This window comes from Luteimonas sp. MC1572, from assembly GCF_016615815.1.
Taxonomy (GTDB): domain Bacteria; phylum Pseudomonadota; class Gammaproteobacteria; order Xanthomonadales; family Xanthomonadaceae; genus Luteimonas.
Genome location: NZ_CP067112.1, coordinates 1974521 through 1990336 on the forward strand (window position 1 = coordinate 1974521; position 15816 = coordinate 1990336).

The 15816-nt window shown below is 70.8% G+C and carries 15 protein-coding genes; 6 read left to right on the plus strand and 9 right to left on the minus strand.

The features are described from left to right. Positions 1 to 155: 155 nt before the first annotated feature. The 6 genes from folE2 to efp form a co-directional block, all read right to left on the minus strand. Entirely contained in the window at positions 156 to 1085 is a 930-nt protein-coding gene (gene folE2, locus JGR64_RS08970; protein ID WP_234446940.1) for a GTP cyclohydrolase FolE2, read from the minus strand. A gap of 77 nt (positions 1086 to 1162) precedes the next feature. Further along, complete coding sequence (locus JGR64_RS08975; RefSeq protein ID WP_199373019.1) at positions 1163 to 1834, minus strand: phytoene/squalene synthase family protein; 672 nt, start codon at positions 1832 to 1834, stop codon at positions 1163 to 1165. After that, positions 1831 to 2523, minus strand: a complete 693-nt coding sequence (gph, locus tag JGR64_RS08980) for a phosphoglycolate phosphatase (protein ID WP_199373020.1) — start codon at positions 2521 to 2523, stop codon at positions 1831 to 1833. The genes JGR64_RS08975 and gph overlap by 4 nt, the downstream gene beginning before the upstream one ends. After that, positions 2520 to 3245: a bifunctional 2-polyprenyl-6-hydroxyphenol methylase/3-demethylubiquinol 3-O-methyltransferase UbiG gene (gene ubiG, locus JGR64_RS08985; RefSeq protein ID WP_199373257.1), complete on the minus strand. Its 726-nt coding sequence runs from the start codon at positions 3243 to 3245 to the stop codon at positions 2520 to 2522. Before ubiG ends, gph begins: the two co-directional genes overlap by 4 nt. A 2-nt stretch (positions 3246 to 3247) precedes the next feature. Beyond that, positions 3248 to 4597: a TRZ/ATZ family hydrolase gene (locus JGR64_RS08990; protein ID WP_199373021.1), complete on the minus strand. Its 1350-nt coding sequence runs from the start codon at positions 4595 to 4597 to the stop codon at positions 3248 to 3250. Further along, positions 4597 to 5163, minus strand: coding sequence for an elongation factor P (gene efp / locus JGR64_RS08995; protein ID WP_199373022.1), 567 nt, complete (start codon positions 5161 to 5163; stop codon positions 4597 to 4599). Before efp ends, JGR64_RS08990 begins: the two co-directional genes overlap by 1 nt. 59 nt (positions 5164 to 5222) lie before the next feature. On the opposite strand from efp, the gene epmB reads away from it, so the two are divergent. Together epmB and JGR64_RS09005 are read left to right on the plus strand one after the other, a co-directional pair. Further along, entirely contained in the window at positions 5223 to 6227 is a 1005-nt protein-coding gene (gene epmB / locus JGR64_RS09000) for an EF-P beta-lysylation protein EpmB (protein ID WP_199373023.1), read from the plus strand. A gap of 107 nt (positions 6228 to 6334) precedes the next feature. Then, positions 6335 to 8425: an EAL domain-containing protein gene (locus JGR64_RS09005; RefSeq protein WP_199373024.1), complete on the plus strand. Its 2091-nt coding sequence runs from the start codon at positions 6335 to 6337 to the stop codon at positions 8423 to 8425. Between the two features lie 417 nt (positions 8426 to 8842). Here JGR64_RS09005 and htpX read toward each other — a convergent pair whose 3' ends face one another. Further along, on the minus strand, positions 8843 to 9748 hold the full coding sequence (gene htpX, locus JGR64_RS09010; protein ID WP_199373025.1) for a protease HtpX: 906 nt from the start codon (positions 9746 to 9748) through the stop codon (positions 8843 to 8845). Positions 9749 to 9833: 85 nt separating this feature from the next. On the opposite strand from htpX, the gene gluQRS reads away from it, so the two are divergent. The 4 genes from gluQRS to phbB all read left to right on the plus strand — a co-directional run bounded on the left by gluQRS (position 9834) and on the right by phbB (position 12894). After that, positions 9834 to 10760 (plus strand): tRNA glutamyl-Q(34) synthetase GluQRS, encoded by a 927-nt coding sequence (gene gluQRS / locus JGR64_RS09015; protein ID WP_199373026.1) that lies wholly within the window; start codon positions 9834 to 9836, stop codon positions 10758 to 10760. Between the two features lie 48 nt (positions 10761 to 10808). Beyond that, on the plus strand, positions 10809 to 11549 hold the full coding sequence (locus JGR64_RS09020; protein WP_199373027.1) for a beta-ketoacyl-ACP reductase: 741 nt from the start codon (positions 10809 to 10811) through the stop codon (positions 11547 to 11549). Between the two features lie 89 nt (positions 11550 to 11638). Further along, the gene (phaR, locus tag JGR64_RS09025; protein ID WP_199373028.1) at positions 11639 to 12145 is read left to right on the plus strand and encodes a polyhydroxyalkanoate synthesis repressor PhaR; all 507 of its coding nucleotides are present in this window, start codon (positions 11639 to 11641) and stop codon (positions 12143 to 12145) included. Continuing rightward, positions 12142 to 12894: an acetoacetyl-CoA reductase gene (gene phbB, locus JGR64_RS09030; RefSeq protein WP_199373029.1), complete on the plus strand. Its 753-nt coding sequence runs from the start codon at positions 12142 to 12144 to the stop codon at positions 12892 to 12894. The genes phaR and phbB overlap by 4 nt, the downstream gene beginning before the upstream one ends. Positions 12895 to 12922: 28 nt before the next feature. On the opposite strand, the gene JGR64_RS09035 is transcribed toward phbB, so the two are convergent. Together JGR64_RS09035 and JGR64_RS09040 are read right to left on the minus strand one after the other, a co-directional pair. Further along, positions 12923 to 13831 carry a M48 family metallopeptidase gene (locus JGR64_RS09035; RefSeq protein WP_199373030.1) on the minus strand — a complete coding sequence of 303 codons (909 nt, stop codon included), beginning with the start codon at positions 13829 to 13831 and terminating at the stop codon, positions 12923 to 12925. A gap of 23 nt (positions 13832 to 13854) precedes the next feature. After that, positions 13855 to 15669 (minus strand): formylglycine-generating enzyme family protein, encoded by a 1815-nt coding sequence (locus tag JGR64_RS09040; protein WP_233348035.1) that lies wholly within the window; start codon positions 15667 to 15669, stop codon positions 13855 to 13857. Positions 15670 to 15816 lie beyond the last annotated feature (147 nt).

Sequence of the window (15816 nt, forward strand, 5' to 3'; positions counted from 1 at the left end):
CGTTACCGGCGGACGCGGAGGCGGGCCCGGCACACAGCAACACCAGGCACAGCCAGAGACTGCACCACCCAGACAAACGCTTCGTTTCCCCCCTCCCCATCGCGCAATCGTAGCCCAGCACATGCCGGCCGTGCAGCGAGGCGGGCGCGGCCGGCTCAGCGCGGCGCGCAGCTCCCCGCCACGCGCGCCACGGCGTCGTGGGCGTGCAGGCTCTCGAAGTGCGAGACGGTGATGTCGAAGCGCGCGACGCGCGGGTCGGCGGCGACAGCGGCGGCGACGCGGCGCGCGGCGTCCTCGCAGAACATCAGGTTGGCGGCGTTGGCGCGGGCAAAGGCCTGTTCGTCCTCGCGCTTGACCGCGGTCTGCACGGGCGTGCCGAGCCCGGCTTCGACCGCGTCGACCAGTTCTCGCAGCGGCAGCATCGCGATGCCGGGGCGCAGCACCACGCGCACGTCGGCGCGGCTGCGCTGCGCATGCGGCGTGGCGGCCAGGCCGCGCTCCGACGCCAGCCAGTCGCGCACCGCCGTCGCGGACGGCGGCGGTGCACCGTTGAAGTCGGCTTCGAAGCGATCGGCGTTGGCCCTGCGCGACAGCGCCGCGGACGCCGGACAGGTACTCGAATAGTCGACGCCGAACGCGAGCACGGTTTCCAGGCCGGTGGCCGACAGCGTGGCGTCGACTTCGACCGGATAGGCCTTCCAACCGGCGTTGTCGCTGGCCAGCGCGCGGCGCAGCAGCAGGTGCTCGTAGCGCAGCGTCAGGCGCGCCGTGGTGGCCAGGCCGGACTGCGAGTCGATGCAGTCCTGCAGCAGCCGCCCGAGCACCGGAACCGTGAGCGGCTGCGCGGCCAGGGTGTCCTGCAGGCGCAGGTACAGGCGCGACATGTGGATGCCACGCGTGTCGGCGCTGGCCAGGTTCACGCCGATGTCCGCGGATGCCGGCACCAGCATGGAGTCCCCGTCGTCGCTGGCCACGCGCAGCGGCAGCGCGATCCGGCGCATGCCGACCCAGTCGAGCGGGCGCGCGGCGGCGGCGAGGTCGTCGGCGACGTCGGGCAGCGACTGCGGTTGCGTGGTGGAAGTCAAACGGAGTGCCTGCAATCGAGAATGGTTTGCAATTGTACCCGGCGCTGCAAACGGGTCGCTGCAACGCTGCGTCGCGGTCAGGCCGCGCGGCGCGCCCCGCGCCATGCGGCCAGCAACGCGCGCAGCGGCGGCACCGCACGTTCGGGGCGCGACAATCGCGCGCGCAGCAGCGCGAGATGGATGCCGCGTGGCCGCGTACCGGGACGCACCGGCATGGCCGCCGCCAGTGGTCCCGCGGCGGCGTCCGCGCCGCCGAGCAGCGAATGCTCCCCGGCCAGCGTCGCCGAGACCGCGGCGACCGCGTCCGCATCGACCGCGCGCCCGGCGAACAACACCGCCTCGCACGCGGCAACCGCCTCGGCGAAGGCCCGACCGTCCGGCGGCGCGGATGCCATCGGCAAGCTGCCGGGTTCGCCGTCGTCGCGCATGGCGCGCAGCGCAGGCAGGCCGTGCCCGAGCGCCTTCCACGGCGCCTGCCGCGGCTGCAGCACCGCGCCCAGCGGATGGCGGCGCGCGCCCTTTTCCCAGCCCGCCAACTCGTCCTGCCACCAGGCCAGCTTGGCAAGCCCGGGCGTGGGATCGCTGCCGCCCCAGGCAGCGTCGGTCAGCTCCTGCAGCAGGCTGAACCAGGCGTCCACCACATCGCGCTGCGCCGCCGGCACGAACACCATCGCCAGCGCCCACTCCGGCCAGCGCGTCCGCCATTTGGCGACGAAGCCGGCGGCCTCGTCGCGCACATCGACGCTCACGGCCAGGCCGCCGGGTCGAGCAGGTCCTGCGGCGCGTCGGCCATGGCGTCCGCCTGCCAGGTGAGCGGGTCGTCGTGCTGCAGGCGGTAACCCCACAGCGCGACCAGCGAACGCATGCCCGCGGCGCGCGCGGCAAGGATGTCGCGCTCGTCGTCGCCGACGTACACGCATTCGCCCGGCGCGAAGCCGAGCTGTGCCGCGGCGTGCAGCAAGGGCAGCGGGTGCGGCTTTCGTTCGGCCAGGCTGTCGCCACCGATCAGCACCGCGCTGCGCGACTCCCAGCCCAACCCGGGCATCAGCGCGCGCGCCAGGTACTCGGGCTTGTTGGTGATGATGCCCCAGCACGCGCCATCGGCTTCGAGCGCGGCCAGCATGGGTTCGATGCCGTCGAACGCGGCGCCATGGCGGCCAAGCTCCGTGGCATAGGTGTCGAGGAATTCGCGCACGATCTCCGGCCCGATCTCGCCGCCAAGCTCCGGGAAGGCCGCCGCGCTCATCGCCCGCGCACCGCGCGAGACGTGCGGGCGCACGTCGGCAAGCTCCATCGGTGCCGCCCCGCGCGCGGCGCGCATGCGGTTGAGGGTGGCGGCCATGTCCGGGGCGCTGTCGAGCAGGGTGCCGTCAAGATCGAACAGCACGCAGCGCGGGAAGCGGCCGCCCTGCCCGGCCGGCGATGCAGCTCCGCTCACGCCGCGTCCGGCCTGCGCGCGCAGGCGAGGTAGTTGACGTCGGTGCGCGACGACAGCCGCGCCGCGTTGCGCCAGGGCTCGTAGACCATGCCGCTGACGTCTTCGAGCTCGAGCCCGGCCGCGCGCAGCCATGCGGCCAGTTCGGACGGCTTGATGAAATCGCGGTACTGGTGGGTGCCGCGCGGCAGCAGGCGGGCGATGTATTCGGCACCGACGATCGCCAGCGCGAACGCCGCCGGCGTGCGGTTGAGCGTGGACACGAACAGGCGACCGCCGGGCTTCAGCAGGCGTGCGCACGCGCCGAGGATGGCGCCCGGGTCGGGCACGTGCTCGAGCATCTCCATGCAGGTGACGGTGTCGAACGCGCCGGGCATTTCGTCCGCCAGTGCTTCCACCGCCTGCAGCCGGTAGTCGACCTTGAGGCCGGACTCCAGCCCGTGCAGGCGCGCGACCTTGATCAGCTCGTCGGCCAGGTCGGTCGCGGTGACCTCGGCGCCGGCGCGCGCCATGGCCTCGCTCAGCAGCCCGGCGCCACAGCCGACATCCAGCACGCGGCGCCCCGACAACGGCGCGCGCGCCTGCACATAGGCCAGGCGCACCGGATTGAGTGCGTGCAGCGGCTTCTGCGGCCCGTCCGGATCCCACCAGCGGGTGGCGAGCGCGGCGAACTTGTCGAGCTCGGACTGGCGGAAGTTGGGGCGTGCGTCGGATGACGGCTGCATGGTCATGGCTGCCTGCGGTCGATGCCGGCAATGCGCTCGCGCCATTGCCGTGCGTTGGCGGTGATGGCGGCCACGTCCATGTCGACCAGCTGGCGGGCGCGCAGCCGCGCGCGGCCGGCGATCCAGACGTCGCTCACCTGGTGGCGGCCGGCGGCGTAGACCAGCTGCGACACCACGTGGTGCAGCGGCTGGGTCTCGAGGTCGGAGAGTTCGATGCAGGCCAGGTCGGCCTGCTTGCCGGGCTCGATCGAGCCGACAAGGTGGTCGAGCCCCATCGCCTTCGCGCCACCGAGGGTCGCCGCGCGCAGCGCGGTGAACGCATCGAACGCCTCGGCGTCCTGCGCCACCGCCTTGGCCAGCAGCGCCGCCGTGCGGGTTTCGGAGACCATGTCGAGATCGTTGTTGCTGGCGCAGCCGTCGGTGCCGATGGCCAGGTTCACGCCGGCGCGCTCGAGTGCGCAGGCCGGGCAGAACCCGGAGGCGAGCTTCAGGTTCGACTCCGGGCAATGCACCACGCTCACGCCGCGCGCGGCGCACAGGTGGATCTCGGCGTCGGTCAGCTGGGTCATGTGCACGGCGATCAGGCGGTCGTTGACCAGGCCGAGGCGGTCGAGCCGTGCCAGCGGGCGCTGGCCATGCTCGCGGAGCGACTGCTCGACCTCCTGCGCGGTCTCGTGCAGGTGCAGGTGCACCGGCACGTCGAGCTGGTCGGCGAGCATGCGCACGCGTTCGAAGTTGGCGTCGCTGACGGTGTACGGCGCGTGCGGCGCGAACGCCATCGACACCAGCGGATCGTCGCGCCACTGGTCGTGCACCTCACCGGCCTTGTCGAAGTACTCGTCATCGCTCTTCGCCCACGCGGTGGGGAAGTCGATGACCGGCAGGCCGACCCGGGCGCGGAAGCCGTGGCGCTTGTACACCGCGGCCTGCACGTCCGGGAAGAAGTAGTTCTCGTTGGCGCAGGTGGTGCCACCGCGCAGCATCTCGGCGATGGCGAGCGTGATGCCGTCGGCGACGAAGTCCGGCGCGATCACCGCGGCCTCGATCGGCCAGATGTGCTGCTGCAGCCAGACCTTGAGCGGCAGGTCGTCGGCGATCCCGCGCAGCAGGGTCATCGGGTTGTGGGTGTGGGCGTTGACGAAACCCGGCACCACCGCCGCCCCGGGGCGCGACACGGTCTCCGTCGCGGAGAAGCGCAGGCGTGCCTCCGCGATCGGGAGCACCGCGACGATCACGCCGTCGCGGACCGCCACCGCATGGTCCTCCAGCACCACCGCGTGCGGCTCGACCGGCACCACGAAGCCGGCCTCGAGCAGCAGGTCGCAGGCTTCGGGGGTCTCCGCCACCGTCATCACTTGACCCGGCTGACGTACTCGCCGGAGCGCGTGTCGACCTTGATGACTTCTTCCTGGCCGACGAACAGCGGCACGCGCACCACCGCGCCGGTTTCCAGCGTGGCCGGCTTGCCGCCACCGCCGGAGGTGTCGCCGCGGACGCCGGGGTCGGTCTCGGCAATCTTGAGCTCGACGAAGTTCGGCGGGGTGACCTGGATCGGCGTGCCGTTCCACAACGTCACCACGCAGTCTTCCTCGCCCTTCAGCCACTTCTCGGCGCCGCCCATGCCGGCCTTGTCGGCCTGCACCTGCTCGAAGCTCTCCGGGTCCATGAAGTGCCAGTACTCGCCGTCGGCATACAGATAGCGCATGTCGGTATCGACCACGTCGGCGGCTTCCATGGAGTCGGTCGCCTTCATGGTGACTTCCTGCACGCGGCCCGACTTGATCAGACGGTACTTCACGCGGGTGAACGCCTGGCCCTTGCCCGGCTTGACGTACTCGGTGTCGGTGATGACGGCCGGATCATTGTTGACCAGGATCTTCATCCCGTTCTTGACGTCGTTCATGCCATAGCTGGCCATGCGTGCTCCTGCAGGGGTTCGGCGGGGGTGGGCCGCGTGAGCGGCTAGAATGTGGCGAAATGATACTCGCAGCCCCCCTTCCCATGCAGCCACGCGGTTGGCAGCAGGCCTGGCGCGACTCGGTCCGCGACCCGCGCGAGCTGCTCGCCCTGCTCGGCCTGGAGGCCGAAGCCGGCTCCGTTCCGGACGCCGCCGTGGCTGCCTTCGCGCTGCGGGTGCCGCGCGCGTTCATCGGCCGGATGCGCCACGGCGACCGCCACGACCCCCTGCTGCGCCAGGTCCTGCCGCTGGATGACGAGCTGCGCACCGTGCCCGGGTTCGGGCTGGATGCGGTCGGCGATGGCGCCGCGCGCGTGGCCCGGGGAGTGATCCACAAGTACGAGGGCCGCGCCCTGCTGGTGGCCACCGGCAGCTGCGCGATCAACTGCCGCTACTGCTTCCGCCGCCACTTTCCCTACGCCGAAGAGACCGCCGCGGCGGGCGGCTGGGCCGCCGCCGTCGAGGCGATCGCCACCGATCCGTCCGTCACCGAGGTGATCCTGTCAGGCGGAGACCCGCTGGCGCTCGCCACCCACAAGCTGGTTGAAGTCACCGACCGCCTGCGCGCGGTGCCCCACGTGCGCCGCCTGCGCATCCACACCCGGCTGCCGGTGGTGCTGCCGGAGCGCGTGGATGACGCACTGCTGGCGTGGCTGTCTTCGCTGCCGTGGCCGGTGGTGGTGGTGGTGCACGCCAACCACGGCAACGAGTTCGACGCCGACGTGGATGCCGCCATGGCCGCGCTGCGCGCCGCCGGCGCCACCCTGCTCAACCAGGCGGTCCTGCTGGCCGGGGTCAACGATTCGGTGGAGGCGCTGGCCACGCTGTGCGAGCGCGGGTTCGACGCCGGCGTGCTGCCGTACTACCTGCACCAGCTCGACCGCGTCGCCGGCACCGCGCATTTCGAGGTGCCCGACGCGCGCGCCCGTGAACTTCACGCGGCGCTGGTCGCGCGCCTGCCCGGCTACCTTGTTCCCAGGCTGGTGCGCGAAGTCGCCGGCGATGCCTCGAAACGCGCGCTGTAATCGCCTGCGCATCGGCGACGACGCTCACGCTTCGCCAGCGCTGCATGCCGCTGTCGTGGACGCCGCGCGTCGGCGCATGGCATAACGCCGCTACCACGGAGACCGCAATGTCCAAGAGCCAGGATGCCGCCCTGCGGCTGATGATCGTCGACGACAGCGTCGAAGCGGCCGAAGCCATCGTCAGTACGCTGCGCAACGCCGGCATCGCGGTGCGCCCGCTGCGCCCGGCATCGGCGGACGAACTGGCAACCGCCATCTCGACGCAGCCGATCGACGTGGTGGTGGCCGAACAGGCGTCCGCGAGCGTGCCGTTCGCGACCGTGATGCAGCAGGTGCTGGCGAGTGGCAAGGACCTGCCGGTGGTGGCGCTGGCCGAGACCATAGACGAGGCCGGCTACGTCGACGCGATGACCGCCGGCGTGCGCGCGGTCGCCCTGCGCGAGCGGCCGCAGCTGCTGCTGGCCGCGATCCGCGAAGTCTGGGCCGACGTCGAGGCACGGCGCGCGCTGCGCCGGCTCGAAGGCCGCCTGCGCGAAACCGAGCGCCGCTGCGACGCGCTGATCGATTCCTCGCGCGAGCCGATCGCCTATATCCACGAAGGCATGCACATTCGCGCCAACCAGGCCTACCTGGAGATGTTCGGGTACGACGATTTCGAAGACGTCGAGGGCATGTCGCTGCTCGACATGGTCGCGCCCCAGCACATCGAGGGCTTCCGCCAGCTGCTCAAGGACCTCGCCCGCGGCGACGCCCCGCCGCCGCGCCACGAACTCGAGGCCCGCGACATCAACGGCAATGCGTTCCCCGCGGCCATGGAGTTCACCCAGGCGCAGTACGAGGGCGAGCCCTGCCTGCAGGTGATCTTCCGCCGCCAGGACACGTTCGACCCGGAGCTCGCGCAGGAGATCGAAGAACTGCGGCAGCGCGACCAGGTCACCGGGCTGTTCAACCGGCCGACCTTCCTGCGCGCGCTGGAGGATGCGGTCGACGCGGTCTCGCAGGGCAGCGTGCAGCACGCCCTGCTGCTGGTCGAACCCGACCACTACCAGCACCTGCTGGCCGATATCGGCCTGGATTCGGCCGATGCCATCCTCGCCGCGGTGGGCGCGCGCCTGCAGGCGGTGGTCGAGGCCGAAGGCGAGGATGCGATCGCCGCCCGCTTTGGCGAACACACGCTCGCCGTGCTGTTGCGCAACAGCGACCACACCCGCACCCAAGCCACTGCCGCACGCGTGCTCGCGGCCTTCTCCGCCGAGCTGTTCGAGATCGGCGAGCGCTCCAGCGTGATCACCGCCAGCATCGGCGGCGTGCAGGTCGGCGAGAAGATCGCCAGCGTCAGCCAGGTGCTGGCCAAGGCCACCGAAGGCGTGGCCTCGGCCAGCGGCACCGGCGGCAACCGCCTGGAGCTGTTCGACGCCAGCGCGGTCGACCGCGCCGAGGAAGAACACATCCAGGCCTGGGTCACCCGCCTGCGCGACGCCCTCGACAGCGAGGGCTTCGTGCTGCACTACCAGCCGGTGATCAGCCTGCAGGGCGATACCGGCGCGGTCTACGAGGCGTTCCTGCGCCTAAAAAGCGACGACGGCGAGCTGATCAAGCCGCTGACGTTCCTGCAGATCGCCGAAGAGCACGGCCTGCTGTGGGAGATCGACCGCTACGTGGTGGGCCACACCATCGCGGTGATCGGCGAGCGCATCCGCGCCGGCCGGCCCACCACGCTGCTGGTCAAGGTCAGCCAGGCATCGCTGCACGACGACAGCCTGCCGCGCTACATCGGCGAGCAGCTGCTGGCGCACGGCGTGCCCGGCGAGTACCTGGTGCTGGAGTTGCCCGAGGCCAAGGTGTTCACCCACCTCAAGGCGGCGCAGGCGTTCGCGGCCGCCATCGGCCGCCTGGACTGCCGGATCGCGCTGGAGCACTTCGGCGCGGGCCTGGATTCGTTCCAGCTGCTGGCGCACCTGAAGCCGAACATGCTGAAGATCGACCCGGGCTTCACCGAGGATCTGGCCAAGAGCGCCGACAACCAGCAGCGCGTCCGCGAGATCGCCGGCAAGGCGCGCGAGCTCGGCATCCAGACCATGGCCGAATTCGTCAGCGATGCGGCGACGATGTCGGTGCTGTTCGGCACCGGGGTCGACTACGTGTCCGGGCACTTCCTGGCGCCGTCCGGGCCGGACATGGGATACGACTTCGAGTAAGGGTTTCGCCGGCCACATTCCGGCCAGGGCCGTACGCCCGCAAGCTTCGCTGGCGTTCCGAGGCGTGCGCTTGCGGCCTGCAGCCTCCAGCCTCCTCGTGATCCTGCTGCAGTGGGAGGGTGGCAAGGACGGGACAGTGCTCTGGGGTGCTGGCCGGCAAGCCGCCGCGGTGCATGAAGGCTGTCGGCGCATGTCGGCGCTCGCACGCCTCGGAACGCCAGCGAAGAGCGTCGGCGTGCGCGGACAGCCCCGCGTGAACCCGCAAGGCTCACCACAACCCGCCACGGCCCAACACCGGCTGACCGCGCATGTCGGCACGCGCACGCCTCGGAACGCCAGCGAAGAGCGTCGGCGTGCGCGGGCAGCCCCGCCGCAGCCCCCTCCTGCTCCCCCCGCCGCTACCTCAGCGCAGCGGGATCAGGCGAGGAAACCCTGCTGCAGGGCCGCCTTGCCATCGATGCTGCCGGCTTCGAGCACGCGGATGCGCTCTTCCAGCGGCGGGTGGCTCATCATCAGGCGGCGCAGGCCGTGGGCCACGCCACCGCTGATGCCGAACGCCGCGACCTGCTTGGGCAGGGTGTTGGCGCCCTGGTTGAGCGACAGGCGCTTGAGCGCGGCGACCATCTTGTCGCGGCCGGCCAGCGCGGCACCGCCGGCGTCGGCGCGGAATTCGCGGTGGCGCGAGAACCACATCGCAATCACGCTGGCGAACAGCCCGAACACCATGTCGAGCACGAACACGATGGCGAAGTAGGCCATGCCACCGCCGCCTTCGCGGCCGTTGCTGAGATAACCGTCCACCGCGCGCCCGACCACGCGCGCCAGCACGATCACGAACGTGTTCAGCACGCCCTGCAGCAGCGCCATGGTCACCATGTCGCCGTTGGCCACGTGGCTGACCTCGTGGGCCAGCACGGCCTCGGCCTCGCCGTGGTCCATCGAGCGCAGCAGACCCGTGGAAACCGCGACCAGCGCGTTGTTGCGGCTCGCGCCGGTCGCGAAGGCGTTGATCTCGGGGGCTTCGTACACCGCCACTTCCGGCATGCCGATGCCGGCGGCCTGCGCCTGGCGGGCGACGGTGTCGACCAGCCAGCGCTCGGTCTCGTTGCGCGGCTGGGTGATGACGTGCAGCCCTGCCGCGCGCTTGGCCACCCACTTCGACGACAGCAGCGAGATCAGCGAACCGCCGAAGCCGAACAGCATCGCCATCACCAGCAAGCCGCCCATCGACTGCGGATTGATGCCGAACACCGACATGATGACGCTGAGCAGCGCGAGTACCGCCAGGTTGGTGGCGAGGAAGAGAGCGACGCGCTTGAGCATGGGGTGTGTCCTGGAATGACGCGGGGATGCGGTGCAAATTGTGGGCGCACGCGTTTAAATTCAAGCTGACGCCCAGGTGCCCACCGTGCCCGCCCAGCCAGCCCATCCGCCACGACCGCCGTACCGCGGCCGCTTCGCACCCTCGCCCACCGGGCCACTGCATTTCGGGTCGCTGCTCGTGGCCTTCGGTAGCTGGCTGCTCGCGCGCCGCGCCGGTGGCGAGTGGCTGGTGCGAGTGGAAGACATCGACCCGCCGCGCGAGGTGGCCGGGGCGGCAGGCGCGCAACTGCGCACGCTGTCGGCGTTCGGCCTGCACCCCGACCGCCCGGTCGAACACCAGTCGCGCCGCGGGGCGCTTTACGCGGAGGCCCTGGCCAGGCTGCTGGACGGGGGCCTGGCGTTCGAATGCCATTGCAGCCGTACCGACCTCGCCGCCAGCGGCGGCATCCATCGCCGCTGCGTCCCGGGCGCGCGCCGCACCGATCCCGCGATCCGCCTGCGCGTGGGCGACGGCACCCGCATGGCGTTCGACGACGGCGTGCATGGCCGCGTTACCCAGGACGTGGCCCGCGAAGCCGGCGACTTCGTGCTGCGCCGCGCCGACGGACCCTGGGCCTACCAGCTTGCCGTGGTCGTCGACGATGCCGCGCAGGGCATCACCGACATCGTCCGCGGCGCCGACCTGCTCGACTCCACCCCGCGCCAGTTGCTGCTGCAGCAGGCGCTCGGCCTGCCGCGTCCGCGCTACCTGCACCTTCCGCTGGTGCTGGACGGCGACGGCCGCAAGCTGTCGAAATCGCTGCACGCGCTTGCTGTCGATGCCGGGCATCCGCTGCCGGCGCTGCGTGCCGCATGGCGTGCGCTGGGGCAGGCTCCGCACGCGCTGCCGTCGCATGCTGCACTCGCGCCGCTGCTGGCCGCTGCAGTGGCGGCCATCGATCCCGCCCGCATCCCGCAGGCGCCGGTGTCCATCGCCGCATTGCACAACGGCGCTGCAATGGATGACGCATAGAATCCGGCAACGGACGCGTCCGGCGTCCATGCAACGGGGAGCGCAGACATGGAAGGACGGGTGGCTTTGGTGACCGGCGGTACCGGCGGCATCGGCACGGCGATCTGCAAGCGGCTGGCAGACGCGGGCTACCGCGTGGCCACCAACTATCGCAACGAGGAGCGCGCGAAGGCCTGGCAGCAGGAGATGCGAGCCCAGGGTTGCGAGGTCGCGCTTGCGCGCGGCGACGTGTCCAGCGCCGAAGACGCGGCCGCCATGGTGCGCGACGTGGAAGCCCAGCTCGGCCCGGTCGACGTGCTGGTCAACAACGCCGGCATCACCCGCGACGGCACCTTCCACAAGATGACCGCGGACCAGTGGAACGAGGTCATCGACACCAACCTCAACTCCTGCTTCAACGTCACCCGCGCGGTCATAGAGGGCATGCGCGAGCGCAAGTGGGGCCGGATCATCCAGATCAGTTCGATCAACGGCCAGAAGGGCCAGTACGGACAGGCCAACTACGCCGCCGCCAAGGCCGGCATGCACGGCTTCACGATTTCGCTGGCGCAGGAAAACGCGAAGTTCGGCATCACCGTCAACACCGTGTCCCCCGGCTACATCGGCACCGACATGGTGATGGCCGTGCCCGAGGCGGTGCGCGAGAAGATCGTTGCCCAGATTCCCACCGGGCGCCTCGGCCATCCGGATGAAATCGCCTACGCGGTGGCGTTCTTCCTCCCCGACGAAGCTGCGTGGATCACCGGCGCCAACCTGTCGGCCAACGGCGGCCAATACATGGGCTGGTGAGCGCGACGGCGCCCCTCGGGGCGCCGGTTGCAAGCCCTGCTGCACTGCGCCATGCTGCGGGCAAGTCCCGTTTTCAGAGCGCCTGCTCCATGGCCATGCGCGTCATCAAGAAGTATCCCAACCGCCGTCTGTACGACACCGAGATCTCGAGCTACATCACCATCGAGGACGTCCGGCAACTGATCGTCGACGGCGAGGACTTCGAGGTCCGCGACGCCAAGAGCGGCGACGACCTGACCCGCCAGGTGCTGCTGCAGATCATCACCGAGCACGAGCAGGACGGGCAGCCGATGCTGTCCACCGAACTCCTCAGCCAGATCATCCGCTTCTACGGCGACTCGCTGCAGGGCTTCATGGGCACCTACCTGGAACGCTCGATGCATACGTTCCTGGAGCAGCAGCAGCAGTTCCGCCAGCAGATGGGCGGCATGCTCGGGCAGACGCCGTGGGCCATGATGAACCAGCTCACCGAGCGCAACATGGCCATGTGGCAGGAACTGCAGAAGAACCTGGTCGGCGGCGTAGCGCGCCCGGCCTCCGAGCCGGCCGACAAGACCGGCAAGGCGAGCGGCAGCCAGAAGCCGCGCGGCAAGTGACGGCCGCCACGGGGAAACGCGTTGCCGTCGTCACCGGCGGCATCGGCGGGCTGGGCACGGCCATCTGCCGGACGCTCGCCGCGTCGGGACAACGCGTGATCGCCGCCGACCTCGGCCGCGATGCCGCGCGCGTCGCCGCCTTCGAAGCCGCGGTCGACGGGCTGGACGTGGCCTTCCTGCCGCTGGATGTGGCCGACTTCGACGCCTGTGGCAGCTTCGTGGCCGATGTCGAGGAACGCGAGGGCCGCCTCGACGTGCTGGTCAACGCCGCCGGCATCACCCGCGACGGTACGCTGCGCAAGATGGACCGCGAGCAGTGGGATTCGGTGCTGTCGGTGAACCTCGACGGCGTGTTCAACCTCTGCCGGCACGCGGTCGACGGCATGGCGGCGCGCGGCCACGGCCGCATCGTCAACATCAGTTCGGTCAACGGCCAGACCGGGCAGTTCGGCCAGACCAACTACGCCGCGGCGAAGGCCGGCATGCACGGCTTCACCATGGCGCTGGCGCGCGAGGTCGCGCGCAAGGGCGTGACCGTCAACTCGGTGTCGCCCGGCTATTGCGAGACGGCGCTGGTGCTGGCCATCCCCGAAGAAATCCGCGCTGGCATCGTCGCCCAGGTGCCGGTCGGGCGCCTCGGCCGCCCCGACGAAATCGCCCGCACCGTAGCCTTCCTCGCCGCCGAGGACGCCGGTTACATCACCGGCGCCAACATTCCCGTCAACGGCGGGATGTTCATGAGCTTCTGAGCGGCCCGGAAAGGCCGCTTACCCGCATTCAGCGCGCCGCGGTCGCCCCCTGCGGGCAGAAGCGCTTCTGGTATTCCATCGCCTTGGGCATCAGCGACTGCAGGTTCTCGATGCGCGTGCCCGGATTGGGATGCGTGGACGAGAACTCGGGCGGCGCCTGGCCACCGCTGGCGGCGCTCATGCGCTCCCAGAGCGGTACCGCTTCCTGCGGGTCGTAGCATGCGGCGGCGGCGAGCATCAGGCCGACCACGTCGGCTTCGGTCTCATGCTTGCGCGCATACGGCAGCAGGTAGCCGTAGCCCATCGCCGCCATCACCATCTGTTGCTGCTGCGGGTCCATGCCGCTCATGGCGCCCGCCATCTGCCCGACCTGGGTCAGCTTCTGCTGCGCCATGCGCTGGGCACCGTGGCGCAACAGGGCATGGGCGATCTCGTGGCCCATCACCACTGCCATCGCATCGTCGTTCTGCGCCACCGGCACCAGGCCGGTGTACACCGCCATCTTGCCCCCGGGCAGGCAGAACGCATTCGCCTGCTCGGACTGGATGACATTGACGTCCCACTCGAAGCCGGCCGAGAAGCCCGGCGCCTGCTGCCCGTTTTCCGCCGCCAGCGCCGCCTCCACTTCCGGCACCTTGGCAATCAGGCGCTGCGCGATCTCGCGGATCTCGCGCGCGATCGGCAGGTTGGGGTCCACAGGCTGTTCGGTCGACAGGATCTCCTCGTAGGCCTGCAGGCCCAGCGCCTTCTCGTCCTCGATCGACAGCGACTTGTCGATCAGCACTTTCTCGCCGGTCACCGGGTCGACGGTCTGGTTGGAGAAGTAGTAGTAGGCGCCGTAGCCGATGAAGGCGATCAGGATCAGGATCCTGGGGTTGAAGCCGCGACGCGGCGACGACTGGCGCTGCTGTTGCCGCCCGAACGGGTCCTGACGCATTCGCCTTGCTCCTGCCGTTGGATTCAGATGTCGCGCGCGACCCGGAAGCCCACGCGTGCGTTGGTGTTGTCGACCGGTGCCGGTGCTCGCCAGGCGCTGCGCGTCTGCACCGGGGAACTCGCCCAGGCACCGCCGCGCACCACCTGCGTGCGGCAGCCGGGATTCACCCAGGCTGCGCCGTCAGCGGGGGCCCGTCGATAGCTGTCATGCCAGCAGTCGGCGACCCATTCGCTGACATTGCCCGCCAGGTCGTGAAGACCGAATGCATTCGCGGAGAAGCTTCCCACCGGAGCCGGACCCCAGTGCCCGTCGTCGTAGTCGTCGAAGGCGTTGCTCCAGCTGCGGCCGCCGGGCGACCGGTCCTTGTCGCCGGTCAGGTTGCCCGCCCCGGCCGGCGGCGCGCCGTCGCCCCATGGGTACTGGCCACTGCCGCCGGCGCGCAGCGCGTACTCGAACTCGGCCTCGCTCGGCAGGCGGTAGCGCTGGCCGGTCACCGAGGCCAGCCAGTCCGCATAGGCCTGTGCGTCGCGCGCGCTGACGTGCACCACCGGCAGTGCACCTTCGGCGACCTTGCCGGAGAAGTCGGTGCGCCAGTCGGCCTTGCTGCGGCGCACGAAGTTGCCGCTGCGCTCGTCGTAGGCCATCGAGAACCCGCGCCGCTCGGCGCGGCTGCGATGACCGGTCGCGTCGACGAACCTGCGGAACTCGGCCACGGTCACTTCGTGCTGCGACAGCGCGAAGCCGCGGTCGAAGCGCAGGTTGCGGCTGGGTTTCTCGCTGTCCTCCGCGTCGCGGTCATCGTCTGCGGCGCCCATGGTGAATCCGCCATGCGGCACCACCACCATCTGCGGCCCACGGCCACCACCGGCGCCGTCGGTGAAGCGCTGACCGGGGCGGAAATTTCCGTAGTGCACCGCCAGGTCGATCCGCTCGCGCAGCTCGACCACCGCCGGATCGCCGGGCGCGGCCAGGTTGAGTATCTGCGCAAGGCGCGCGCGCGCGCGTTCGATGCCGTCCGCGCCATGCAGCGCTGCCATCGCCTCGTCGCGCAGGGCCAGCACGCGCGCGCGGCGCATGATGGCCACGCGCTCGCGCGCGTCCGGGATCGTCGCGCTGTCCTCGCGCACCTTGGCCGCATGCGCAATCCAGGCATCGGCGTCGTCGAAATCGCCCTTCGCCGCCGCGTCTTCGGCGCGCCTGATCAGGGCGCTCTCGATGGCGGCCAGCGTCTGCATGGCCCGCGGCTGGCCTTCGGACAGCGCCAGCACCTCGTGCACGCGGGCCAGCGCGCCACCGCCGTCTTCGCCCAAGCGACCGGCGCGCAGTTCGCCCTCGGCGCTGCGGTTGAGTTCCCACAGCTGTTCGGCACGGTCGACCTTGGCCAGGTACTCGCGCACCGCCTCGTCAGCCGGACGCAGGCTGCGCGCGACCGCCGCGACCTGCTGCGCGCGACGCAGGGCGGTGATGTCGTCGCCGGCGCCGGCGAGTGCCTGGTCGCCCTGCGCAAGCAGGTCCTGCAGCGCGCGCTCCAGGCCGGCGCGGGCCCCGCGGTCGTCGCCATCCCGGCCCAGGATGGCGAGGTACAGCGGGATGGCGGAGTTCACGCCGAGATCAAGGTCGCCGGATTCCAACGCGACCTGCGCGCGCGCGCGTGTCGCGGCGAGGTCATCGTCGCCCTCCGGCAGGACCACGCGCGGCGCGCGCCACGTCAGGCGCTCGGCGATGCTGTCATCGCCGCTGATGGTGACGTTGCCATCGGCCGCCCCGGCACTTGCTGCGGCGTCGCCCTGCGGGTCGGCATCACCGGCGTCGCGGCTGCAAGCGGCCGAAAGCGCCATGGCCAACGCCATGAACGCGACAGCCCGGAGGGGGCGGCGAGGTCGGGAAGAGGCTGTGCGTGGGACATTCACGGGCGCCAGATTACGGCAAGCGGCCGATACCGCGCAGCGCCCCCGCCCCCCGGAGCATCGTTCGCCGTGTTTGCC